Raw genomic sequence first — 24,219 nt, 5'->3', positions numbered from 1 at the left:
GTTCTTGTCAAGAGATGGGGTTTATCGCTACGTTCAGCTGGGAGCGCTCCCAGAATAAGCTCTGCTCGCAAGGAGGCGACGCATGAGACACCCTGCAAAGGGAGGGCGGGCCAGGCTGCTGGCCGTGACCTCAGTGCTCACGATGATCTCGGCGGCGGTACTCGCAGGTGGGAACACCGCGAGCGCGGCACCAGGATGCAAAGTCGAGTACACGATAACCAACCAGTGGAGTACCGGTTTCGGAGCCAGTGTCGCCATCACCAACCTCGGCGACGCGATCAGTGGCGGCTGGACGCTGGAATTCGACTTCCCCGGCAACCAGCAGGCCGGCCAGGGCTGGAACGGCACGTTCAGCCAGCAGGCCAACCACGTCACCGTTCGCAATCCCTCGTGGAGCGGAACTCTCGCGACCGGGGGGACCGCGAACCCCGGTTTCAACGGAACCTACAGCGGTACGAACGACAAACCGACGTCGTTCAAGCTCAACGGCACCACCTGCACGGGAACGGTCCCGCCCCCGACCGATCCCCCGCCCGGTCCCGGCAACAAAGTGGACAACCCCTATTCCGGCGCCGGTGTGTACGTCAACCCGGACTGGTCGGCCAAGGCGTCGGCCGAACCCGGCGGCAGCCGGATCGCCAACCAGCCGACCGCGGTGTGGATGGACCGGATCGCCGCGATCCAGGGCACGACCGGGGCGCGGGGCCTGCGGGCCCATCTGGACACGGCTCTCACGCAGGCCGCGGGCAGGCCGTTCGTGTTCCAGGTGGTGATCTACAACCTGCCGGGACGCGACTGCGCGGCGCTGGCGTCCAACGGTGAGCTCAAGCCCGACGAGCTGCCGAAGTACAAGAGCCAGTACATCGACCCGATCGCCGCGATCCTGGGCGATGCCAAGTACGCCAACCTGCGGATCGTCGCGGTCATCGAGATCGACTCGTTGCCCAACCTGGTCACCAACGTCTCGCCGCGGCCGACGCAGACCCCGCAGTGCGACGTGATGAAGGCCAACGGCAACTACGTCAACGGTGTCGGCTACGCGCTGGCGAAACTCGGCGCTCTGTCCAATGTGTACAACTACATCGACGCCGGACACCACGGCTGGCTGGGCTGGGACGACAACTTCAGCGCGTCGGCGCAGCTGTTCGCCACCGCGGCGAGGGCCTCTGGCAGCACCGTGAACAACGTGCACGGTTTCATCAGCAACACCGCCAACTACGGCATTCTGAAGGAACCGTACTTCACCATCAACGACAACGTCGGTGGCAAGTCGGTGCGTGAGTCCAAGTGGGTGGACTGGAACCGGTACACCGACGAGGTGTCCTACGCCCAGGCCTTCCGCCAGGAGGCTGTGCGGGCAGGATTCCCGTCAGGCGTCGGCATGCTGATCGACACGTCCCGCAACGGCTGGGGTGGCTCCGCACGGCCGACCGGGCCCGGACCGAGGACCGGCACCGTGGACGACTTCGTCAACGGCGGCAGGCTCGACCGGCGCATCCACCTGGGCAACTGGTGCAACCAGGCCGGTGCGGGCATCGGCGAACGTCCCAAGGCCGCACCGGAGTCCGGGATCGACGCCTACGTCTGGATCAAGCCGCCGGGCGAGTCGGACGGATCCAGCAAGGAGATCGCGAACGAGGAGGGCAAGGGGTTCGACCGGATGTGCGACCCGACATACCCCGGAAACCCGCGGAACAACAACAACATGTCCGGGGCCAAGGCTGACGCGCCCCTGTCTGGGCACTGGTTCAGCGCCCAGTTCCAGGAGTTGCTGCGCAACGCCTATCCGGCACTCTGACCGGCGGCCCCATCCCGGGCGGTGCCTCACCCTGTGGAGGCACCGCCCTTCCGGCTGAAAGGGGAAAGCCTGTGAGAACCGCTCTGCTCACCGCGTTCCTGGTTCTGGCCGGCTGCACAAGCACCCCGCCACCGCTGGCCGACCACGGCGCCGCCGCGATCACCCAGCCGATCACCACAATGGACGAACTCGTGCGCTGGATGCGGTCCAGGACCGAATCCTGTGACGACGTCAGACCTGCCAGCAGACAAGAGTTCGCCCAGTTCGTCGGCCCGCAGCTGGTGGACCTGTACGAGCCGTTCATGACCGAGTGGACGACCTGTTCCCTGTCGTCGTCGTACCCCAAAGTGGGGCTCGTACTCATCAAGGACATGCGGGCGTTCCAGCAGTCCTGGCGGGACGCGATGACCGCGGGCCGGGTCAGCGACGGCCCGGCTTTCAGCTTCGGCAACGGTTTCGCGATCACCTCGGGCTATCTCGGGATCGCCGAACTCGACCTGTACTACCTGCGCTGCAATTATGACGACCCTCAGGTGCACCAGATCCCGGCAGACGTCGCCGGCTGTGTCTTCGCCAATCCCGAGCACTCGCATCACTGAGCAGCACAACGCTTCACAGCAAAGAGACCGGCCCTCCCGCGAGTTCGCGGGAGGGCCGGTCCGTCTTTCGCGGATCTAGCCGAACAGCTGCACGTGCAGCGAGAACGCTGTCGCGATCTCCGCCTGCGCCCAGAACCTGTGATAGGTGAACGTCGGCGCGGCGCCGCCGTTCAGGTAGGCCTGGACCTTCGGCCATTGCTGGTCGTTGCGGAACATGGACCGGATCGACAGGAACGTGGCGCTCTGGTTGATCGTGTCCCCGTTGGGCATCTTGCCGGTCCAGCCCGGCGGGACGTACACGCCCTCGCCGCTGGTGGAGTTGTAGGTGTCGTCGAACCGCTTGTAGTCCTCGCGGGTCTCCGGCGTCGCGATGCCCAGCGAGTCGGTGTTCGCCAGCAACGCGTTCAGCAGTGCCTCACCAGTGGTCTTGGCCGCCGCGTTGCCGGACTTGGCGGCGTAGTTCAGCAGAACCTTGGCGTAAGCGGCTGTCACACCGACGTCCTTGCTGTGGTTGAGGACCCGCACCCGCAGGTTCGCGTTCGCCCCTGGGCTCGTGGGGTTCCACGTGTCCGGCGCGCCCGTCCACTCCATGTCGCTCGGGATCTGGAAGTTCGTGCCGGTGGTGGTGTTGGCGATGGCCCACGGCACCCACTTGTCGAGGATCTTCTTGGCCCGTGCGTCTCCGGTCAGCTGGTAGAGCGACGCGACGCGCTCAAGACCCCATACCTGGAACCCGAACCAGCGGTTGCTCGGCGGGTCACGCCACACCGGGTGGGCGTCGTAGAACATGCCGTAGAAGGTCGGCGTGCCCGCGGGCGGGGATCCATACTGGCCTTCCCAGCTGTTGGTCACGCCACCGGCGATGCCGCCGTCGGCCGACTGAAGCCACTGCAGCATCTCGAACTGCCGGTCCAGGCTCTTGGCCCAGTCCGCCGCACCCGTGGCCGAAGCGGGCTTCAACGCCGGGTCGTTGGCCATGGCGTAGGCCGCCAACGGGTTCTGGTAACCCTGGTGGCTGGCGCCGTCGCCGATCCGCCAGGCCCAGCCCGCGTTGGTGTCCGTGGCCCCGCCCCAGGCGTAGTACCAGGACATCAGGTAGTGCGAGCTGTCCTTGCCCGTGCCGGCGGCGCAGTTCGGGCTGGTGCAGTTGCCGATCTTCTTGAAGTACTTGTCGAACATGGCGTACCGCAGGTAGTCGCCCATCTTCGACGCCTTCTTCACCGTGGCGTTGATGTCGGCGGCCTTGCCCTGCGCGGTGGCCCACTTGTTGGCCAGGTAGGCGACCTGCACGGCACGTGCGTCCGCGTCAGGGGCGTTGGTGTACTTCCACTGCTTGGCGTAGGAAGCGTCCTTCGTGAACAGATCCAGGTATCCGTTCGGGCCACCGTGCGCGAAGGTGTCGCAGGACGGCTGCGGGATCGTCTCCCACACCGACTCCGAGGAACCCCGCTGGTAGGTGTTGATGTACGCCGGAGCTGTCGTACCGTCGCCACAACGTCCGAACTTGTAGGTGTTGTCGACATCCAGCAGCCAGTGCATGCCGTAGATGTCGTCGGTGCCGTACGCCGACTTCAGCTCGGCCGCGATCGGGTCCTGTCCGACTGTGACATTGTTGTCGAGCACCGCCGGATACTTGTCCATCCGTGGGTGTTCCGGCGCGTACGTCGCCGGATCGGCGGCGTTGTACTTGTTGTTCGTCGGCTGGTCGGCTTTCGCCGGGATGATGTACTTCTCCATCGACGCCCATGCCGCGTTGAACGGCGCCCAGTCACCTTGGATCTGACCGTAGGCGGCTTCCAGCCACAGGTAGTAGCTGAAGGCCTCGGACGTGGTCTGGTGGCCGTGGTCGGGCGCTTCCACGATCAGGGTCTCGACGGAGTGGTACGGCACCAGCAGATCGCCGAACTTGCGGAAGTACCCGCTGTTGGTGTCCTTGATCTTGTTGTACTGGGTCAGGAACGCGGCCTTGTACTCCGGTGTGGTGGCGTCCAGCTCGGTCGCGGTGACCGTCGAGCTCGTGTAACCGGTCGCGGAGAGCGAGAACGTCGCCGAGGCCAGTGATCCCCCGTTGTCCGCCGACGCGATAGTCACCTTCTGCGCCGTGTTCCAGTTGGTCGTGCTGAAGGTCAGCTGGGCAGGCGTGGCGGTGAGGTCCGTGCTCCCGGACGCGCGGGCGACTGTGACGGTGACAGGCGACGTCGGTTGCGTCGCCAGGGTCACGTCGACCGTGCTTGACGTGCCTTGCCGGATGCTCACGGTACTCGGTGTCGCCACGACTGTCGGCGTGTTCAGCACGCGGACCGCTACCGGACTCGAGACCGTGGACGCGCCCTTGTTGTCGTACGCGCGTGCGGTCACCGAGTACTGCCCGGGTGTGTTCGCCGGCCAGTTGTACTGGTACGGAGCCGTGGTGTCGGTACCGAGCAAGGTGGTGTCGGAGTAGAACTCCACCTTGGCGATCGTTCCGTCCGAGTCACTTGCCGTGGCGGCCAACGGAATGCTCGCCGGAGCGACGTAGCTGGAGTTGTTGGCCGGGCTGGTCAGCTGGACCGCCGGCGCCACGTTGGGTCCGACGCAGGCGACTCCGTTGACAGCGAAGTCCGTCGGCGGCCTGTTGGTGGCCCCCTTGCTGCCGTTGAATCCGAACTGGACGGAGCCCGCGGCGGGGATCAGCCTGTTGTACTGGACGTTGCGGACCGACACCGCCGCGTTCGTCTGGGTGTGCGTGCCGTTCCAGAGCTGGGTGATGCGTTGCCCGTCCGGGAAGGTCCAGGTCAGGTTCCAGCCGTCGATCGGATCGGTGCCGACGTTCTTGATCGTCGCGGCCGCGCCGAATCCGGTACTCCACTCGTTGGTGACGGTGTAGTCGACCGTACAGGACACTGCCTGGATGGCCAGTTCCGCGGCAGCCACTTGGCTGGCCGCGATCAGCGCTGCCGCGGCTAACGCGGGCAGGGTGCGCCTCAATCTCATGTATTTCCTCTCATCGAACCGCTTCAGGCAACAGCGCAGGTGGTGCCGTTGAGCGTGAAGGAAGCGGGTTTTCCGGCGTCACCGGTGTGAGTTGCCTGCAAACCGATGCCGATCGAGGAACCCGGGGCAATGACCGGGTTGTATGCCAAGTTCTTCGCGGTCACCGCACCGCTCGCCGGCGAGTACGTGGCGCTCCAGCCGGAGGTGATCGTCTGCCCGGCCGGCAGGGTGAAACCGAGCGACCAGCCCGATATCGCGGTGGTGCCCGTGTTGGCGATGGTGATGTTCGCGGTGAGGCCGGTGTTCCAGGCGCTGGTGGCGTACGTGATCCGGCAGGTGCCGGAACCTGGGGGCGGCGGTGGCGGCGGCTGCGGGCCCGACAGGGCGAAGTAGTCCATCACGTACTGGGCCATACCGCTCACGAGGGTGTTGTGCGTGCCGCCCTGGATGCTGATCGCCTCGACCCTGGCATCGCCACCGAGGAAGTAGCGGGTACGGGTCCAGGAGGGCTGCGGACTGTCCGTTGTGGTCGGCGACTGGGACAGGCCGTTCACGTTGGTCCACTGCTTGATCTGCTCACCGAAGTTCGGGTATCGCAGGGTGTCGTCCGCTGTGCCGTGCCAGATCTGCATTCGTGGCCGCGGTCCGGTGTAGCCGGGATAGGCCGCGCGTACGAGATCGCCCCACTGCTGCGCCGTCTTGATCAGGTTTCCCTGGGCACAGGTACTGTTCCAGCCCGAGCCGTCGGTCGTGGCGAAGCATCCGAACGGGACGCCCGCGAACGCCGCGCCCGCCTTGAACACGTCCGGATACGCCCCTAGCAGAACATTCGTCATCATCGCGCCGGACGACGCACCCGTGACGTAGACACGGTTCGCGTCACCGTTGTGGCGCTGCAACACATAGCGGACCATCGACACGATCCCGACCGGGTCGCTGCCACCGTCGTGTTTGAGCGCTTGTGGTGAGGAAACGTCGAAGCACTGGCCACTGCGCGTCGCCGACGGATAGATGACGATGAAGCCGTAGCGGTCGGCCATCCGGGCGAACTCGGTGCCGGAGTAGAACGCCGGCCCTGTGCCCGTGCAGTAGTGTACGGCCACGAGCACAGGCGGTTTGGATACGACGGTGTCCGGCACGTAGAGGTGCATCCGGAGGTTCGACGGGTTCGAACCGAACCCGGTGACCTCGGTCAGCTGCGCCGCGGACGCCGTGGGGGCCAGCGCGGTCAGCAGTGCGCCCAGCACCAGTGCGGTGAGACCGGCTACCCGAAACCTTCGGGTGGACATCCTTCATTCCTCCTTGCCAAGGAGGCTGTGAAGGTGCCGCGCCGCCACTCCACTATGCAGTGCGTTCCGCCAGGCGGCAACAGTTTCGCGGAAGTTTCGGCGCGCCATCTGCCCGTGTCGGTGATAGCCCACATGGCGGATTACGGGTGGATGGCGTTCCGGTTACCCTGACATTCTGGGAGCGCTCCCAGAAATGACCCGCCGAGGCTGTGATCGCGCCGCGCACGATCCGCCCGAAGCCGTGCCGAACCCGTCCTGACGTCCACTGTGGACATCGGGCTTTCCGTCGTGTCCATCCATTATGGACTTTCAGTCATCAGCAGAGCCGGAACGAACGCGAGCACAGAGAGCAGGACCGACCAGAGGAAAGCCGTGTGGAACGCCCCGCCGGCCGCACTGACGGCCAGGACGGCGGTCCCGAACGCTCCACCGATCTGTTGGAGCATGCGTGTCAACGTGCTGGCATCCGACACATCATCCCGAGGCACGTCACGGAACGCACCAGTCATGACCGCGATGTTCGCCGCGCTGAGCCCTGCACCGCGTACAACAAGAGCACAAGCGAGCAGCGCTTCACTGGTATGCGCTCCCGCGAAGACGAAAGGCACGGTCGCGATCGCGCACACCAGTACGCCTACGCGCACGATGCGAGAGGCGCCAATACGGTCCACGATGCCGCCGACAGGGCGCACCAGCAACGCTCCGACGCCTTGCGGTGCGAGCAACAGACCGGCCGCCAACGCACCTTGACCGCGAACCTGCTGATAGTAGAGCGGTAACAGGAACATCGCGCCGTAAAGGGAAAGTCCCGAGAAGAACTGCACGCTACCCGCTGCGGCGAACGACCGGATGCGCAACAGCCGAAGGCCGACCAAGTGGCGAGCGTTCCCTCTCAGGCCACGGACAACGTAAGCACCGAGCAAAAGCAAACCACCGGACAACGGCAAAAGCACATCCACACTGCCGAATCCGGCCGTGGCCCGAGACAGTCCAAAAAGGATTCCCGCCAGCGCCGGGCTGAGCAAGGCGAGACCAAGCGCGTCGAATTGCTCGGCTTCGCCTGTCCTCGCACCGGGAATCACAATCCAGGCCATCACGATGGCGAGCACGCACAGCGGGATGTTGACGTAGAAGATCCATCGCCAGCTCGCGTCGGCCAGAATCAGACCGCCCGCAACGGGACCGACGATCGGCACGAGAACAGCAACGAACGTGACGATAGTCAGCACCCGCCCGAGCTTTCCCGGACCGGCCGCCCGCACCAGCGCGGTCAGAATGACCGGCTGCACGAGCCCGGCACCGATCCCCTGCAGGCAACGGAACGCGATCAGAGTTCCCAGGCCTGACGCCATGCCCGCACCCGCCGAACCGACGGTGAACACCAGCAGTGCACCCAGCCACACCCGCTTCGTGCCGAACCGATCGGTGAGCCAGCCGCTGGCCGGGATCGTCACCGCCATGGCGAGCAGGTAGGCCGTGCTTACCCAGCCGATCGCGGCCGTGCCGACGCCGAACTCGGCCGCGAGGGTGCGCAGCGCCACACTCGCGATCGTCGTGTCCAGCAGTGGCGCGACCGCACCGAGCACAAGGACAAGGGCCAGCCGGATCAGCGGAGCCCCCAGCGGCTCCAGGGTGTCGCGACGTTTCACCACATCCTCCAGTAAGAAACAGTGTGTATCTTATTCGAGCTTACGATAAGATACACGCTGTGTCTAACAGCGAGGCGGTGCGCCGCAGGCGACGCGGGACGGAACTTGAGCAGGCACTGCTCGACGCGGCCTGGGACGAACTGCAGGACGTCGGCTACGCCGCCTTCACCGTCGACGCCGTCGCCCAACGGGCCGCGACCAGTCGCCCGGTGCTGTACCGGCGCTGGCCCAACCGCGCACAACTCGTCCTCGCCGCGGTTCGGTCACACCTGCCCACGATCACCCCTGACGACATTCCCGACACCGGCAATCTCCGTAACGACCTGATCGCGGCCCTGCAGCTGTGGCGCCACCGCTACGAACAGATAGGACCGACGATCATGAACGGCCTCGCCAGCGAACTCGACCACCTGTCAGCCGAGAACCTCGACGTCATCCCCGCTTTCACCACCGTGATAGTCGAACGCGCCGCACACCGCGGCGAGATCGGGCCGCATCCCGTTCCGGCGCACGTCCGCGACGTGCCCAGCGCACTGCTCCGCCACGAGCTCGTCGTCCAGCACCACCGGCCCACCGATGAACAACTCACCCGGATCGTCGACGACATCGCCCTGCCCGCCATCGAACGAGCCGCCGGAAATCCGGAGCCAACACGGGGGCGGCGGCCGGACACAACTGGGGTATGACGACTGACTGGGCCGACGGCCCGGATGACCGTGCGCTGTGGTCACAGGCCGCGGCGGACAACGGCTCGGCGTTCACAGTGTTGTTCGACCGGCACGCCAAAGCGGTCTACAACCACTGTTTCCGGCTGACCGCGTCCTGGGCCGCGGCCGAAGACCACGTGCAGAACACCTTCCTGGTGGCGTGGCGCAAACGAGCCGGGATGCGGCTGGAACGAGACTCGGCGCTGCCATGGCTGCTGATGGTGGCCACGAACGTGGTCCGCAACGACCGCCGTGGCCTCGCCCGGCGCCTGCGGCTGACCCGGCGGGTGGCGACCGACGCGCCAGTCCCGGATCACGCGGACGACGTGGCCGCCCGGGTGGACGACCAGCGCCGGATGGCGACCGTACTCGAAGCGCTCAACCGGCTACCCCGCAACGAACGCGAGGCGATCGCGCTGTGCGTGTGGTCCGGGGTGTCCTACTCGGACGCCGCGGCGGTGCTCGGCATCACGGAGGGAAGCGTGCGAGCACGGGTGAGCAAAGCCAAGTCGCGGCTGAGCACCCTGCTCAACGCGCCTCCTGACGAGCAACGACAAACAGTCACCGTCGCCCCGAACGCGCCCCAGGAGGACCGATGAACAGCACATTGCCCACACCCCGCGACCTGCCGCCACGCAGCCGTGCCCGGATCCGCAACGAACTGGAGCGCACCGTAACCCGAGGCGCCCCCCGTCGCCGCCACGCCCCATTGATCACCGCACTCGCAGCCGTCGCAGTACTTGGCGCCATCGTGGCGTTCGTGCCATGGAAGCCCGAGAACGTCTCCCCACCCGCAGCGGCCCAGACTCCCACTCCCCCACCCAAGTCATCGAACGTCTCGGCGCCCGTGTTCCCAGGCCTATCCGCGCAGGAACAGAAGGCGATCGAGGAGGGCTGCTCGCAGACCGCCAGCCGAGGCCCAGCCGTGCTGTACAACCTCGTCAACGACGAAGCCGGCAAGTTCGGCCTGCTCTACAGCCAGGACGCCGCACTGGAGTGCACAATCGGCCGCAAGACCATGCCGTACAACGCAGGCTCCGGCTCAGTCGAGGACCGTCAATGGCTGCCCGGCGAGTTCGCAGTGGACGTCGCGTCCGCGGCAGCCGGTGGTTCCGTCCCCGGCAACAAGGCCGAATACCGTGGCGAACGCGGCGTGCAACTCACCGTGGGCCGGGTCTCGGCGAAGGTCGCCAAAGTGACCTACACCGAAGGGGATCGCACCGTTGACGCAGTCCTGGCCAACGGCACCTTCGTCGCCCGGATCGTGCACTCCGACACGTGGAAGATCCCGGAAACCCCAGGCCCAAGGGTAGTCCGGGCCTACGACGCCAACGGCGCGCTCCTGGGCGACACATCCAACCCCCAGTGCCACGTGACCCCGGCCGGGACAGTGGTCGGCTACTTCCCCAGCCCTCCCGACCCGAAAACCTGCCTGCCCGCGACCCGCTGGCGATAACCCTTACGCAGCAACGGTATCCCTAAGAGTCTCCCGGGCCACAAGAACACCGCCGACGAACGCCACCGGCATCACAACGATCGCAGCAAGCGGGATCAGGCACAGCAGTGATGCCGGCAGGCCAAGCCCGAAACCGAGCCCACGACGCTTACGCAGGTACATCCGACGCTGCTTGAGATCCATGCCGCGCCGATAGAACGAGACCCCGACCAACTCCAGCGCAAGAAACCAAGCGGTCACCAACGCCAGCAGAACCGGCACGACAAACTGCCCAACCACCGGAATGAACCCCGCGAAGAACAACGGGATGGTGAACATCAACGACCGAAGGACAAGAACAAGGCCGTCCCGCAACCCCATCCCCAGCAACTGCCACCACGGCAGATCGACCGCGCCCGGCACCCCACCCAGGTCATCCTCGACCTTCTCGGCGATGAGCTCATAAAACGGCGCCCCAATGGCAAGAGTCAGCGCAGAGAACGCAATCTGACTGATGGTGAGTGCCAACCCGAACACAGCCACCCCAGCGGCAACCCGGATCGTCGTCCGCCACCCCGCCGACCAATCATCCGCGAACGGCGTAAGCCAGGCAGTCAGATCCCCAATCCAGTAAACCAACGCAACCATCACACCAAGCAGCAGCAGCGTGGTAAGCAGCGCAGGCACCGCCCCAATCAACAGCAGCCGAGGCGACCGCAGCAGAATGCCCAGCCCCTGCCCGAACATCCGAACACCTTTGACGAAATCCCGCACCGGACATTTCTACCAGCGCCCAACCCACCACCCCCACCCACCACCCAAGATGCCCCCAACATCCGAGTACCAAGACCATCAGTAAGACACCACTGGCAGACCCGGCCGGCGCCCCCGAGCGAAGGCGAGCCCAGCCCCGGGTAACCGATCCCCAAGGCTTCCGGTTCTCGGTGAGCACGACCTCATCCTCAAAGCCGGGGAAGCAGCGGAGTTCGACACCCGCACACCGCACTGGTTCGGGGCCACGAGCTCAGGTCCGGTCGAGTTCCTGAGTCTCTTCGGCAGGCAGGGCGAACGCGCGCACGTCCGCGCCGCACCCCTGCCCTAGTCGAACAACGATTCGTTGTCCTGCGGGTCGATCTCGAAGCCGACCCGGATCTGGATGGAGCGGGGCTCGGTCAGCTCGTCGAACATCTCCAGCGACTGCTGCCACCAGTCATGGGCTTCGACGAAGTGGCTCGTGGAGTAGAGCACGACGCCCAAGTGGTGCTTGGTGATCGCTTCGCCGCGCCGGTCGTTGATCTCCTGCCGTAGCGCGAGTGCCTGCCGTAGGTACTTCTCGGCCTCTTCCGGGTTGTGTGCTTGATAGTTGGCGCATCCGAGGTTGTCGAGGGTGTTGCCTTCGGCGAAGCGGTCGCCGATCTCCTGGGAGATGCGCAGCGCCTGGTTGTAGTGGTCGATCGCGTCGTCGTAGCGGGCCAGGTCCTGGTAGACGTCGCCCAGGTTGTCCAGCACAGCGCCCTCGCCGTAGCGGTTGTCGATCTCACGGCAGATGGTCAGCGCCTGCTGGTAGCACTCGACGGCCTGGTCGAAACGACCGAGTTTGCGGTGCAGGTCACCGAGGTTGCTCAGGGTATTGCCCTCGCCGTAGCGCTCGCCCAGTTCGCGCCAGATCAGCAACGCCTTGCGGTAGTGCTCAGCCGCTTCGTCCAAGCGCTGCAGTCCGCGATACGCACCGCCCAGGTTGCGCAGCGTGCTGGCTTCGCCGTAGCGGTCACTGATCTCACGGAACAATACCAACGCACGCTCGTAGCACTCGATGGACTCGTCGAACTGACGCAGTTTGCGATGGGTGTTGCCCAGGTTGTCGAGCGTGCTGCCTTCTCCGAAGCGGTCGTCGACCTGCCGCCGGAGTGCCAGCGCACGCTTGAAGTACTCGGCGGCGTTGGCGAACCACCGCAGGTCGTAGTAGGCGATACCGAGACTGTTCAGGGTCCATGCCTCGGCGTACGGGTCGCCCAGTTTGCGGGACGCCTGCAGGGCGATCTTGTGCACACTGATCCAGTCCGCCCAGTGCTTGCGCAGGTTGAAGAATCCCAGCAACGCAGCGGGAAGCTTCCACGCCACCGCGTACTCGCCGACCTCTTCGGCCTGCCGGGTCGCGGCGACCAGGTTGGCACGTTCGGTTTTGAACCACGTCAACGCCTCGTGGTACGTCTCGAACTCGTGCGGTTGCTGAGCCCCCGCCAACGGGACCAGCGCGGCACGCCGCCGCTGCGGTGCAAGAACACGGGCAGCCGCGTCGGCGCTGTGCAGATACCAGTTCAGCAGCCGGCCGACAGCACCGTTGCGGTCGTCCTCAGTCTCCTCGGCGATGGCACGTTCGGCGGCGTACATCCTCAGCAAGTCGTGCAGGCGGTAGCGGTCCGGCCCGACTTCCTCGAGCATGTGCGCGCTGGTCAACACGTGCAGCAACTGGCGAACCTGGGCAGGCATCAACCCGACCAGTGCCCCGGCGGCCGATGTGCCGACATCCGGGCCCGGATGCAATCCAAGCAACCGGAACAGTTGCGCCGACGCTGACGGCAACGCGTTGTAGCTCCACGAGAACACCGCACGCACAGCCGTGGCATCGTCCCCATTGGACAACCGGTCGAGCAGACGGTCGTGCTCGGTCAGAAGTTCGTCTGCCAGGTCGGCCAGCCGCACACTGTCGTCCGCGGCACCTCGCTCAGCGACGATGCGCAGCGCCAACGGCATGTAGCCGCACAGCTTGGCCAGCTCGGCACAGGCCTGTGGTTCGGCCGCCACCCGGGCCTCGCCGACGACACCCGAAACCAGCGCGATCGCGTCCTGCGGCGGCAGCACATCGAGGTTGATGCGCACGGCACCATCCCAGGCGATCAGTCCTTCCAACCGGTTGCGGCTGGTCACCACCACAAAGCAGGTCGCATCGGCGGGCAACAACCAGCGCACCTGCTCGGGACTGCGCGCGTTGTCGAGCACGACCAGCAACCGCTGCCCGGCCACCACAGACCGGAACAACCGCGCCTGCTCGTTGAGATCCGCCGGGATGCGCTGGGCGTTCACTCCCAGTGCGCCAAGCAACTTGCGTAACGCGTCAGCCGGGGACATCGGCCGTTGGTGCGGGTCGAAGCCGCGCAAGTTCAAGTACAACTGCCCGTCAGGGAAATGCCCGGCCATCCGGTGTGCCCAGTGCACAGCCAGCGTCGTCTTGCCGACACCGGCCGGGCCGTCGACCAGGGCCACGCCCACCGCCGGACCGCCTTCACCGCGCACACCGTCGAGCAGGCCGTCGAGCAGGCCGTCGAGGCGGTCGAGTTCGGTGTCACGACCGCTGAAGCCGTGCACATCGTGCGGAAGTTCCCGGGGCGACTGCCAGTCGACCGGACGGCTGGGCCGGGCGTGATAGACCCGGCCGACCACCGTGCGGACGAACGGCTGCAGGCGATCCAGCAGGCGGGGACGCGATTCCACCAGCGCCGGATGGTCCGAGGCCGACACCGCGGGCAGCTCGTCCGAACGATCCCAGTGCTCTCGCAGCTCCTCGCCGTCGCGCATCGAACTGGCCACGACCGACCCCGGCGGCAACGCGTACCGGCGGATCTCCACATCCACATCGGCCATGGCCGGGCCCTGCTCCGGCGCGGCCAGCAGCAGGTCGTCCGGCAGCCGGATCCACGCCGGAGTGTGGTTCTCCTCCTTGACACCGACAAAAACCTCGCTGTAGGTGTCCGGCCGGACAGCCGGGTCGGGCTGGACGACCTCGCGGTAGAACCAGTCGGAGACCATCAGGGCGAACACACCGCGCGACGCCGCCAGCACCGCCTTGAGGACCGGGGCGTCCAGCATCCGGCACACGAAGTTGACCGTGGACCCGGTGATCCCGTGGTCGTCGAAGTCGATCTTGCCGACGTGCACCGCCATCCGCAGCCGGATCTGCGCCTCAGCGGCGTAGATCGCGTTGTTGCGGCGCAGTGCCGCCGCCAGCCGGTGCGGCAGCTGGTCGACCAGAAAGACGTGGGCGACGTCCGGTGGCACGAGGACCAGCACGCCGTCCCCACGGTCCTGGCTGGTGTCGCAGGAGTCCCAGGGGATACCGGCCTCGTTGAACCCCTGTTCCAGCGATTCGTACAGGTTGCGGCGGACCGCCGACTGGTGCAGATCCGTCCGGCTGCTGAACCCCTCGACGTCGACTGCCACGATCGCCCGATGCGTACCAGGTCGAGACATGTCTCACCCTCCCCTCAGACTGTCGAAACTACATAGTTTATTCCGGCGGCGCAGGCCGCTCTGTCAACTTGCGACACACTGGACGTGCGGCAACGCCTGTTCCCATTTACCGGAACACAGCTGCTGACACAGCCGGGAGGGTAAAAGGCCGGGCAGGGTCCGGCCCTGACCGGTACACTGTCTGCCCACCAGACGCTGTGAGAAGGGAGCCGACATGTCACCGCGACCGACTTCGGACACGCATTGTCGTGGTCAGCGCGAACACGTCCGCCCCACAGCGCCGAGGCACTGACGTCGCACCCGGGGTTCGTCTTCGCGGCTGACCGAACTTCCAGTGGCAAAGGAAGATTCGTTGGCTCTCGAAGCCGAGATCAAAGCTCAGATAATGCGGGAGTACGCGACCTTCGACGGCGACACCGGTTCGCCGGAGGTGCAGATCGCCCTGCTGACCCGCCGGATCGCCGACATCACCGACCATCTCCGGACGCACAAGCTGGACCACCACAGCCGTCGTGGCCTGCACGTGCTCAACGGCCGGCGCCGCCGGTTGCTCAACTACCTGCGTGACAAGGACATCCAGCGCTACCGGGCCCTGATCCAGCGTCTGGGCCTGCGCCGGTGACCACCTGAAACGCAACACCGCAAGGTCCGGCCGGCCCGGCGCCGGCCGGACCTCGCACCGCCGCCTGCGCGATCCGGGGCGGCGTTACGATCGCTGTCGATGATCGCCGTCTTCATGATCGGGAATCCGCTGCTGGTGCCGGTCCTGGTGCTGCTGACAGCCATTGTCTGTACCGGTGCCGGCTATCTTCTCCTCAGGGCCGGCAGGCAGCGGACTCTGTGGACGCTCACGGCCCTGTCGGTCGTGCCCGTTGTCGCGCTGAAGGCGAGGTGAGACACGCTTCAAGCCAGATACAACGCGGCACGGACTGTGGCGGCGGCTGACCAGGCTTGGGGCATGCACGCTGCCGGGTATGCCAGCGGCTTCTCGAAATCGTCCAGAACCGCATACAGCTCCGGGGTGTGACCGCCGAAATGGGTTGTGGCGGCGATGATTCCGTTGGCGAGACGGGTGGCCGGCCCGGGGTGGCCTTCGTTGATCAGACCGATCATGGCTATTGCGGTGTCGTGGGGCCAGATGCTGCCTCGGTGATAGCTGAAGGGGTTGTAGTTCTTACTGCTCGAGCTCAGGGTTCGCAGACCGAACGGCGTGGTCAGGTCCGGTTCGGCGAGACGGGCCGCGATGAGGGACGCCTGATCCGTGTCCAGCAGACCGGTGCCCAGCAGGTGGGCCATGTTCGATGTCGCGCCCTCCACCGGGTTCTTGTCCGCATCGAGGGCGATCGCCGGGTAGCGGCCGACCTCGTCGGCCACCCAGAATGCCTCGTGGAAACGCTTTTTCAGCCGATCCGCCCATTCTATCCACTGTGGACCACCATCGAGATCGAACGCCGAAGCCAGTTCGGCACCTGCGAGTGCGGCCGCGTAGGCATAGCCCTGGACTTCGCAAAGAGCCAGCGGGGCAAGAGGATGACGGCCGTCCTTGTGCATGAAGGCGTCGTGGGAGTCCTTCCAACCCTGGTGCGTCAGGCCGCCTGTGCCGGACGAGACGTACTCCACCATCCCATCGCCGTCCGGGTCCGCGGCCGGGCCGGTGATCCAGGCCATGGCGGCCACGAGATTCGGCAGCAGGGCGCGGACTTGCTCGGCGGGCAGGCCGGCACGCCAGGCTTCGTGCAGCAGACATACCCAGAGCGGGGTCGCGTCGATCGTCCCGTAGTAGAGCGAAGCCAGCCGCACCTGGCCGTTGTCGATACCCTCGGCCCGGACCTCGTGCGGGATCTTGCCTGGTTGCTGCTCGCTGGCCGGGTCGTCACGGGTTCCCTGCCGCCGCGCCAAAGTGCGTAACGTACCGGCGGCCAGGTCTATCCCCAGCGGCAGCAACAGCCGCGCCGCCCAGATCGTGTCACGCCCGAAAAGCGTGAGATACCAGGGACTTCCGGCTGCGAGGTAGGAATCCTCCGGTGCCAGCGGATCAGCCAGCAGCAACGCTCGCAGGTCAGCAAGATTGATCGAGGCCGCACGGGAAGCAGACTTCAGCCGGAAGAGTGGCGGATTTCCGGCCGGGAGGGGCTCGAATTCGCCCACTGGCGCCATTTGTGGCTCCGCGGTGACATCGAGTCGCCAAGTCTCCCCCGCGCCCAGAACAACCATCCACCTCACCTGGGCAACACCATCGTGCACGTCCACAGAACCAGCCGGATGGGTCTGCACGGTCACCGACCCACGCCGGTCCTGCCACCGCACCAGGTCGTCGGTCACGGTCGGCGACACGAGTGCGACCGATCGATCGGCCTTCACGTCGTCGACCCCGGCGAAGTCGGTCGCCAACCGGAGCACGACCGTGAACTCTCGTTGCCCGGCCCCATGATTCGTGATGTCCAACTGCTCCACCAGCTTCGCCGGAAACAGTTGGCGATCACGCCGCACACGCAACGTCGAGTCACGCCATTGCGCGCCCGATTCCCGGATCACCGCGTGGAAAGCCGCGACGGCCGGATCGTCGTGCCGGCGGCCGACCGGAACTGCGTCGGCACCCTGGATGGCCAGCTCGAACAGCGACAGCGCTCGGCGGTCACGGGTGAACCAGCCTTGCGGGCCCCCGGCGCGGACCTGGCCGTCCGGCTCCGACTGAACGAAGGACGGCGCGCTCAGCACGGTCACCAGTGCGTGCAGGGATGAGCTCGGTCCGGTCACGGTTCCTCCCAGGCATTCAGTGCGGCCTTGACATGACCATGTGGCCTCAGCCACAGTGGCCGCGCGTTTTGACCGGTCAAATTGACGGACAGTATGCCAGTGATCACGAGCTGTGGCCAGAAGCGGAGTGTGGGCTCGATGCGGCGGAGCGAGGTGGTGACTCTCCGACAGGTGGCCTCGCATGCCGGTGTCTCACGGCAGACGGTGTCGAACGTCCTCAACGCGCCGGAACGCGTCGACCCCACGACCCTGGCCAAGGTGCAGGCCGCGATCGAGGCGCTGGGCTACCAGCCCAACCGGACCGCACGCAGCCTGGCCACCAGGCAGGCCGGCCTCATCGGCTACGGCCTGGCCGGAAGTCCCGGTCACAGCCTGTTCATGGATCCGTTCCTGCACATGATGACCGAGTCGATCGAACGCACCGGCCGGCACGTGCTGCTGTTCACCGCGACACCCGGACTCGCCGGTCTGCAGACGTACGCCGACCTGATCGCGCAGCGAGCGGTGGACGCGTTCATCCTGTCCGACACCGTGGATCACGACCCACGCCATTCCTGGCTGGCAAGCCGTGGTGTGCCGTTCGCGTCGTTCGGACGGGCCTGGCCGGACGAGGGCGAACAGCCCGGCTCATGGGTCGATGTGGACGGTGCCAAGGCGTGTGCGGAACTGGTGTCGGGGTTGCATGCGTGTGGTCACACCAGGATCGCGTTCGTCGGATGGCAATCCCTGACCAGTGCGGGCAGCGACCGGCAGCGGGGCTGGCGCGCCGAATGTGAACGCCTTGGTCTGGCGGAACGTGATTGTGTTGCGGTTTCAGCGGATACGGACAGCACCGAAGGCGGTGCGCGTGCCGCGGCCGCTCTGCTGGACTCCGCTGTGCCGCCCACCGCGATCGTCGCGGTGAGTGACCTGCTCGCAGTCGGGGTGCTGGGCGAGGTCCGGCGGCGAGGTCTGGTCGCAGGCAGGGACGTGGCGGTGACGGGCTTCGACGACTCGCTGCTCGCCGCCGCGGTGGACGGTGGGCTGACCTCCGTGCGCCAGCCCACCGCCGAGATCGCCGCCACCCTGGTCGGTCTGCTGGAGACCCCGGACGAGGAGCGTGGCGTGCTGCTGCCCGGCGAGGTGGTCGTCCGGGGCAGCGCACCACTGATGTTGTGACACAGGTGATGGGAGACAAGTGATGGCAGGACGAGCAACGGCGCTGCGGCTTGCAGCAGCGGTCAGCGCCGCGTTATTGGCAGCCTCGTGCGGGAGCAGTGGAACACCCGCCGCCCCAGGCGATTCCGGTGCCGCTCCGAAACTGGAGGGACGAGGCGACATCACGTTCGTCACTGGCAAGGACACCTCGAACAACATGCAGAAGCTGGTCGCGGAGTGGAACTCCGCGCATCCGGCCGAGCAGGTCCGGATCGTCGAGCTGCCTGAGTCCGCCGACGCGCAGCGCCAGCAGATGGTGCAGAACGCCCAGGTCAAGTCCGACCAGTACGGCGTGATCAACCTCGATGTGGTGTGGACGGCCGAGTTCGCGGCCAACCGCTGGGTGGTGGAGCTGCCACGCGACCAGTTCGACCTCAGCAAGTTCCTCAAACCCGCTGTGGCCACGGCGGAATACCGGGACAAGCTCTACGCGGTGCCGGTGTACTCCGACGGCGGTCTGCTGTACTACCGCAAGGACCTGCTGGAGAAGGCGGGCGTCACACCGCCGAAGACGTGGCCTGAGCTGACCGCGGCCTGCCAGAAGATCCTCGCCCTGCCCGAGGCGGCCACCATGGGGTGCTACGCCGGGCAGTTCGAGAAGTACGAAGGCCTCACGGTGAACTTCGACGAGGCCGTGCACTCCGCCGGCGGCGCGATCGTCGACGAGGCCGGAAAGCCCACTGTGGACACTCCGCAGGCCAAGGCCGGTCTGGACATCCTGGTGCAGGGATTCAAGAGCGGGGCGATCCCGCAGAAGGCGATCACCTACAAGGAGGAAGAGGGCAGGCGCGCCTTCCAGGCCGGTGAGCTGATCTTCCAGCGCCAGTGGCCCTACCAGTGGGCGCTGGCCAACAAGACCGACGGCTCCTCGCAGGTGGCCGGCAAGTTCGACGTCGCGCCGCTGCCCGGTGCCACCGGTCCCGGCACCTCCTCGCTCGGCGGCCACAACTTCGCCATCTCGGCGTTCGCCAAGAACAAGGCCACCGCGCTGGACTTCATCAAGTTCTTCACCACCGAGCAGGCCGAACGGTCGAACCTGCTGGCCACCTCCCAGGCGCCGACGCTGACCTCGCTGTACGACGACCCGGAGCTGACCAAGCAGTTCCCGTACCTGCCGACGCTGAAGGCGTCCATCCTCGCCGCCAAGCCGCGGCCCAAGGCCGTGCGGTACGGCGACGTCACCACGGCGATCCAGGAGTCCGCCTACGCCGCGCTGACCGGTGCCAAGGACAGCGCGACCGCGTTGAAGGAACTGCAGGCCAAGCTGCAAGACCTGATCAAGTGAGCACTCGCACCCAGGTGCGGGGTCACAGGGCGGCGAGCGAGGCCGGACGGCTCGCTGCCCTGCTGCTCTCCCCCACCTTCATCGTGCTCGGCCTGGTGGTCGGCTATCCGATCGTCGCCGCGCTGCGGGAATCGCTGTACCGGTCCGGCCAGGAGCTGGACGCAAGCGGTTTTGTCGTGGAGGGCGACCAGTTCGTCGGGCTGGGCAACTACACCGAGATCTTCAGCGGGCCGTCGGCCGTGCGGTTCTGGAACGCGTTCGGCAACACCACGTTCTTCACCGTCGTGACGGTCTCGATCGAGGTGGTCATCGGCGTCGGGATGGCACTCGTGATGCACCAGGCGTTGCGCTGGCGCGGTGTCGTGCGGGCCAGCATCCTGGTGCCGTGGGCGATCCCGACCGCGGTGTCGGCGCTGCTGTGGCGGTGGATCTTCCAGGCCGACGGTGTCGCCAACGCGATCATCGGCAGCCAGGTGCTCTGGACCACCGAGGGCTGGCAGGCCAAACTCGCGGTGATCATCGCCGACACCTGGAAAACGGCGCCGTTCATCGGGCTGCTCGTCCTGGCCGGGTTACAGGTCATCCCCAAGGACGTCTACGAGGCCGCACGGGTCGACGGTGCCAGTCCAGCCCGCCAGTTCTGGACGATCACGTTGCCGTTGGTCAAACCCGTGCTCGCGGTGGCCGTGCTGTTCCGTGTGCTCGACTCGTTGCGGATGTTCGACCTGCCGTTCGTGCTGATCGGCAACCGCAAGGAATCCGTTGAGACACTGTCGATGCTGGCCTGGGACGAGGCCAGCAACCTCAGATTCGGGCCTGCGGCGTCCTACGCGATCGTGTTGTTCGTCTATGTCGGCCTGGCGGCGTGGGTGTTCGTGAAGCTGCTCGACGCCGACGTCATCAGTGAGGCACGAGATCGGACACGACAGGCCCGTGCGCCGGGACGGAAACCCGTGCTGACCGCAGAGGCGGTGCCCGCATGAACCCGCGTGTTGTCCTTCGTTACGCAGGGTTGATCGTCATCCTGCTGTACTGCCTGGCGCCGTTCTACTGGATGGCGGCGTCCGCGTTCCGGCGGCCCAGCGACCAGTTTTCCTTGTCGCCGTTGCCGGATCCGCCGTCGCTCACGAACTTCACCGCGGTGTTCGGCCCGGACGTCGGCTTCGGCCGGTCGCTGCTCAACAGCCTTGTGGTGGCGGGCATCGCCACGATCCTGACGCTCATCGTCGGGATCTCGGCGGCGTACGCACTGGCCCGGCTGAGGTTCCGGTTCAAGACCGCGGTCGCCGTGATCATCATCGCGACGTCCATGTGCCCCGGCATCTCGCTGGTGGTGCCGCTGCTGAAGCTCTTCACCGACATCAGCTGGATCAACACCTACCAGTCGATGATCGTGCCGAGCATGTCCTTCGCCCTGCCGCTGGCGGTCTGGAACCTCAACGCGTTCTTCCGCCAGATGCCCGGCGAGCTGGAGGAGGCCGCGATGATCGACGGCTGCACCCGGATGCAGGCCTTCCGCCGGATCATCCTGCCGCTGGCCGCGCCCGGCGTGTTCACCACCGCGATCATCACGTTCATCGCGGCCTGGAACGAGTTCATCATCGCGCTGTCGATGGTCAACGACAAGTCGATGCAGACCGCGACCGTCGCGATCTCCCGGTTCACCGGTGCCTACGGCTTCGACCAGCCGTTCGGCACCCAGATGGCGGCCGGCGTGATCGTCACGGTCCCCCTGGTGATCCTGGTGCTGGTCTTCCAGCGCCGCATCATCGCCGGGCTGACCGCGGGAGGTGTGAAATGAGGATCACGCTCGTCGGCGCGCTCATTCTGGCCTTGCTTCCCGTGAACAGCGCCAACGCCGCGGACTCGCCGGAGTTGTCGGAGACCACGCGGTTGAGCGATCGTCGCGCACTGGTCTCCGGGGATCGTTCGTACGCGATGAGCGACGAAACCGGGCTGTATCCGGTGACCGGCTGGCACATCCGTGGCGAGATGGGCGGTTTCTGGACACCCCCGACGAAACTGCTCGACGGTGTGTGGTTCGCGGCCGATGGAGCGTGGCTGGGCAAGCAGATCCCGGCGACCCGGTATTCGCGAGGCTGGGGATACCAGCGTTTCTCGTACCAGGGAGCCGGTCTTTCCGCCGAGCGGGTCGAGTTCGCACCCAACGGCAACCGTGCCACCGTGATCGGTCTGACGTTACGCGCGGACCGGAAACGCGATGTGCGGCTTGCGTTGGACGCGCATTCCGAGCTGATGCCCGCGTATCCATGGGGCTGGACGACTCCGAACGCCGGCGTCAACGGGCCGGACACCGGCACGGTCGCAAACGGCACCTTGGTGTTCCGCGACAAGGACGCCACAGCGATTGTCGGGTCGTCGACCCCACCTGTCCGGCACGAACTCGGACCGAATCACCGCGGGCCGCAAGATCCCGCAGTGATCTGCCCGGCGGACGGCACGGCACCGACGCGTTGTGACGATTCCGCTTTCGGCAAGGGAACCGGCGGCAGGCTGGAGTACGACCTCAGCCTGCCCGCAGGCCGGGCGACGACGATCTGGTTCGCCGTCGCGGGCGCCGACAAGGGTGACGCTCGCGCCTCGTTCGACCAGGCACTACGTGACCCAGCCGCGCCGTTGCAGCAGGTCAAAGCTGACCGCAGGAACACTCACACGATGGTCGATCTGCCAGGTGATCGGCTGCTGCAGCAGAGTGTGGAGTGGAGCAAGCAGAACCTGCTCGACTCCGTGCAGGAGGCCCGCGATGTCCAGGTCCGGGACGTGGACGAGGGCAAGGCGTATCCCCCGCCGATCGGGACTGTGCCGAAGATGCGCTGGCTTGCCGCGGGATTCCCCGACTATCCATGGCTTTTCGCGACAGACGGGGAATACTCGGCCTACGCGGCCGTGGCCGCCGGTCAGTTCGACATCGTGCGTGACCATTTACGCGCGTTGCGGGACGTCAGCGAACGGCTGAACAATCGCAGCGGCAAGGTCGTGCACGAAGTCGTGTCCACAGGGGACGTCTACTTCGGATCGAACCGTTCGGCCGGGAACACCGACGAAACAGCGAAGTTCCCGAGTACAGTCGCTTTGGTCTGGCGATGGACCGGGGACGACCGTTTCCGTGACGAGATGTACGACTTCACGGTCCGAAATCTCCGTTACATCACCGGCACCCTGGACAAGGACGGTGACGGCTGGCCGGAAGGGCTGGGCAACGTCGAACGCCAGGGCATGGGTGAGGAGAAACTCGACAGCGCGGTCTATCTGATCCGTGGCCTGCGAGACCTGGCCGACATGGCTCGAAGCAGGCGCGACACCACAACCGCCGGCTGGGCCGCGGCGAAAGCATCGGACTTGCAACGCAGGTTCGAAGCCCAGTGGTGGGTGCCGCAGGCCATCGGGTTCGCCGAGTCGATCGACGACCCAGCCAATCCGGCGAACGACAACGCGCCCGTGTTCCAACGGCACTGGACCGGCGTCACCCCCATGGAAGCCGGTGCGATAGCGTCCGCTGACAAGGGAAACGCCGCTCTGGCCCAGCGAGAACGCGATTGCTTCACCGGCGAGTTCGGCACCTTCCACACCGGCACGGGCCCGACCAGCGCCCCAGCCGGAAACCCCGGCCCGTCCTGCGACACGGTCGTGTCCACTGTGCCCAGTGAGCGGGTCACATACTCGCTGAACACAGCAGTCATGGCCGTGGCCGAGGGCAACTACGGACGAATGACCCAGCAACGCCGCTTCACCACCGGCAACGCCCGAATCCAGCTCGACCCGGCGGTCTGGGAAACGCCGGGCGCGATGCCGGAGGTGGCGCCCTCCCCCGACTTCAAGGCCAACATCGACCGCCCGTTCCACGACCGGTCGATGACCTTGCAGGCCTGGGGTGCCTACGGCGTGCTGTGGCCCGTCGTCCACCAGCAACTCGGTGTCGCCCCGGATCTCGGCAACGGAGAACTCGCCGTGATCCCGCAACTACCCGACGGCCAACGGAGAATCAGCGGCCGCGACATCCGCCTGGGCAGCGGATCGGTGGACGTCACCGCGACTCATGACGGCCGGACGTATCGAACCGATGTCCGGTCCCGTGCCCTGCGCGGCGACTTGACTGTGGGCGCAGTTCTTCCGCAGGGCGCTTCCGTCAACGAGGTGAAGCTCAACGGCCACCGCGTTTCCTACAACCTGGTCACAACAACCAGAGGAACTGCGATCCACGTAACCGCACGCGGAAACTCCGCACTACTGGAGGTCCGGATCCATTGACAGGAGGGTGGTG

General features: G+C 66.2%; 18 protein-coding genes and 1 pseudogene. 13 read left to right on the top strand and 6 right to left on the bottom strand.

The features are described 5' to 3' along the window. Positions 1 to 82: 82 nt before the first annotated feature. Positions 83 to 1,798, top strand: a complete 1,716-nt coding sequence (locus JOF56_RS35885; protein WP_281065538.1) for a glycoside hydrolase family 6 protein — start codon at positions 83 to 85, stop codon at positions 1,796 to 1,798. A gap of 71 nt (positions 1,799 to 1,869) precedes the next feature. Next, positions 1,870 to 2,397: a hypothetical protein gene (locus JOF56_RS35880; protein ID WP_209643881.1), complete on the top strand. Its 528-nt coding sequence runs from the start codon at positions 1,870 to 1,872 to the stop codon at positions 2,395 to 2,397. Between the two features lie 75 nt (positions 2,398 to 2,472). On the opposite strand, the gene JOF56_RS35875 is transcribed toward JOF56_RS35880, so the two are convergent. The 3 genes from JOF56_RS35875 to JOF56_RS35865 all read right to left on the bottom strand — a co-directional run bounded on the left by JOF56_RS35875 (position 2,473) and on the right by JOF56_RS35865 (position 8,308). Next, the gene (locus tag JOF56_RS35875) at positions 2,473 to 5,370 is read right to left on the bottom strand and encodes a glycoside hydrolase family 48 protein (RefSeq protein ID WP_209643880.1); all 2,898 of its coding nucleotides are present in this window, start codon (positions 5,368 to 5,370) and stop codon (positions 2,473 to 2,475) included. A gap of 23 nt (positions 5,371 to 5,393) precedes the next feature. Continuing rightward, on the bottom strand, positions 5,394 to 6,659 hold the full coding sequence (locus JOF56_RS35870; protein WP_209643879.1) for an extracellular catalytic domain type 1 short-chain-length polyhydroxyalkanoate depolymerase: 1,266 nt from the start codon (positions 6,657 to 6,659) through the stop codon (positions 5,394 to 5,396). A gap of 299 nt (positions 6,660 to 6,958) precedes the next feature. Further along, positions 6,959 to 8,308: a DHA2 family efflux MFS transporter permease subunit gene (locus JOF56_RS35865; protein ID WP_209643878.1), complete on the bottom strand. Its 1,350-nt coding sequence runs from the start codon at positions 8,306 to 8,308 to the stop codon at positions 6,959 to 6,961. 59 nt (positions 8,309 to 8,367) lie between these two features. Here JOF56_RS35865 and JOF56_RS35860 point away from each other — a divergent pair, with 59 nt between their 5' ends. Genes JOF56_RS35860 through JOF56_RS35850 form a run of 3 tightly spaced genes read left to right on the top strand, consistent with a single transcriptional unit; the run spans position 8,368 to position 10,471 of the window. Then, a complete protein-coding gene (locus tag JOF56_RS35860; protein ID WP_209643877.1) occupies positions 8,368 to 8,994 on the top strand; it encodes a TetR/AcrR family transcriptional regulator in 627 nt (208 codons plus the stop codon). Further along, positions 8,991 to 9,614: an RNA polymerase sigma factor gene (locus JOF56_RS35855; RefSeq protein WP_209643876.1), complete on the top strand. Its 624-nt coding sequence runs from the start codon at positions 8,991 to 8,993 to the stop codon at positions 9,612 to 9,614. Before JOF56_RS35860 ends, JOF56_RS35855 begins: the two co-directional genes overlap by 4 nt. Continuing rightward, the gene (locus tag JOF56_RS35850) at positions 9,611 to 10,471 is read left to right on the top strand and encodes a hypothetical protein (protein WP_209643875.1); all 861 of its coding nucleotides are present in this window, start codon (positions 9,611 to 9,613) and stop codon (positions 10,469 to 10,471) included. Before JOF56_RS35855 ends, JOF56_RS35850 begins: the two co-directional genes overlap by 4 nt. A gap of 3 nt (positions 10,472 to 10,474) precedes the next feature. Here JOF56_RS35850 and JOF56_RS35845 read toward each other — a convergent pair whose 3' ends face one another. Continuing rightward, positions 10,475 to 11,224 (bottom strand): EI24 domain-containing protein, encoded by a 750-nt coding sequence (locus JOF56_RS35845; protein WP_209643874.1) that lies wholly within the window; start codon positions 11,222 to 11,224, stop codon positions 10,475 to 10,477. A gap of 163 nt (positions 11,225 to 11,387) precedes the next feature. Between JOF56_RS35845 and JOF56_RS35840 the strand changes: the two are divergent. Continuing rightward, positions 11,388 to 11,552 (top strand): annotated as a pseudogene (locus JOF56_RS35840) (cupin domain-containing protein); the annotation flags it as partial. Here JOF56_RS35840 and JOF56_RS35835 read toward each other — a convergent pair. Further along, positions 11,549 to 14,698, bottom strand: coding sequence for an ATP-binding protein (locus tag JOF56_RS35835; protein WP_209643873.1), 3,150 nt, complete (start codon positions 14,696 to 14,698; stop codon positions 11,549 to 11,551). The pseudogene JOF56_RS35840 and the gene JOF56_RS35835 overlap by 4 nt on opposite strands. 352 nt (positions 14,699 to 15,050) lie before the next feature. Here JOF56_RS35835 and rpsO point away from each other — a divergent pair, with 352 nt between their 5' ends. Together rpsO and JOF56_RS35825 are read left to right on the top strand one after the other, a co-directional pair. Beyond that, on the top strand, positions 15,051 to 15,320 hold the full coding sequence (rpsO, locus tag JOF56_RS35830; protein WP_209643872.1) for a 30S ribosomal protein S15: 270 nt from the start codon (positions 15,051 to 15,053) through the stop codon (positions 15,318 to 15,320). Positions 15,321 to 15,419: 99 nt separating this feature from the next. Beyond that, a complete protein-coding gene (locus tag JOF56_RS35825; protein ID WP_209643871.1) occupies positions 15,420 to 15,593 on the top strand; it encodes a hypothetical protein in 174 nt (57 codons plus the stop codon). Between the two features lie 8 nt (positions 15,594 to 15,601). Here the strand turns inward: JOF56_RS35825 and JOF56_RS35820 are convergent, their stop codons facing one another. Continuing rightward, positions 15,602 to 17,455: an amylo-alpha-1,6-glucosidase gene (locus JOF56_RS35820; RefSeq protein ID WP_209643870.1), complete on the bottom strand. Its 1,854-nt coding sequence runs from the start codon at positions 17,453 to 17,455 to the stop codon at positions 15,602 to 15,604. A 156-nt stretch (positions 17,456 to 17,611) separates the two neighbouring features. Between JOF56_RS35820 and JOF56_RS35815 the strand changes: the two genes are divergently transcribed. The 5 genes from JOF56_RS35815 to JOF56_RS35795 are packed head-to-tail and all read left to right on the top strand — an operon-like array spanning position 17,612 to position 24,206. Next, positions 17,612 to 18,613, top strand: a complete 1,002-nt coding sequence (locus JOF56_RS35815; protein WP_307855401.1) for a LacI family DNA-binding transcriptional regulator — start codon at positions 17,612 to 17,614, stop codon at positions 18,611 to 18,613. Between the two features lie 22 nt (positions 18,614 to 18,635). Then, positions 18,636 to 19,937, top strand: coding sequence for an ABC transporter substrate-binding protein (locus JOF56_RS35810; protein WP_209643868.1), 1,302 nt, complete (start codon positions 18,636 to 18,638; stop codon positions 19,935 to 19,937). Further along, positions 19,934 to 20,920: a carbohydrate ABC transporter permease gene (locus JOF56_RS35805; protein WP_307855400.1), complete on the top strand. Its 987-nt coding sequence runs from the start codon at positions 19,934 to 19,936 to the stop codon at positions 20,918 to 20,920. The genes JOF56_RS35810 and JOF56_RS35805 overlap by 4 nt, the downstream gene beginning before the upstream one ends. After that, positions 20,917 to 21,738, top strand: coding sequence for a carbohydrate ABC transporter permease (locus JOF56_RS35800; protein WP_209643867.1), 822 nt, complete (start codon positions 20,917 to 20,919; stop codon positions 21,736 to 21,738). Before JOF56_RS35805 ends, JOF56_RS35800 begins: the two co-directional genes overlap by 4 nt. After that, on the top strand, positions 21,735 to 24,206 hold the full coding sequence (locus tag JOF56_RS35795) for a glucosidase family protein (protein ID WP_209643866.1): 2,472 nt from the start codon (positions 21,735 to 21,737) through the stop codon (positions 24,204 to 24,206). Before JOF56_RS35800 ends, JOF56_RS35795 begins: the two co-directional genes overlap by 4 nt. The last annotated feature ends 13 nt before the right edge of the window (positions 24,207 to 24,219 follow it).

Origin of the sequence: Kibdelosporangium banguiense (assembly GCF_017876405.1) — a bacterium.
GTDB classification, from domain to species: Bacteria; Actinomycetota; Actinomycetes; order Mycobacteriales; family Pseudonocardiaceae; genus Kibdelosporangium; species Kibdelosporangium banguiense.
The sequence above is the reverse complement of the archived record's forward strand: the minus strand, read 5'-3'. Positions and strand labels throughout refer to the sequence as shown.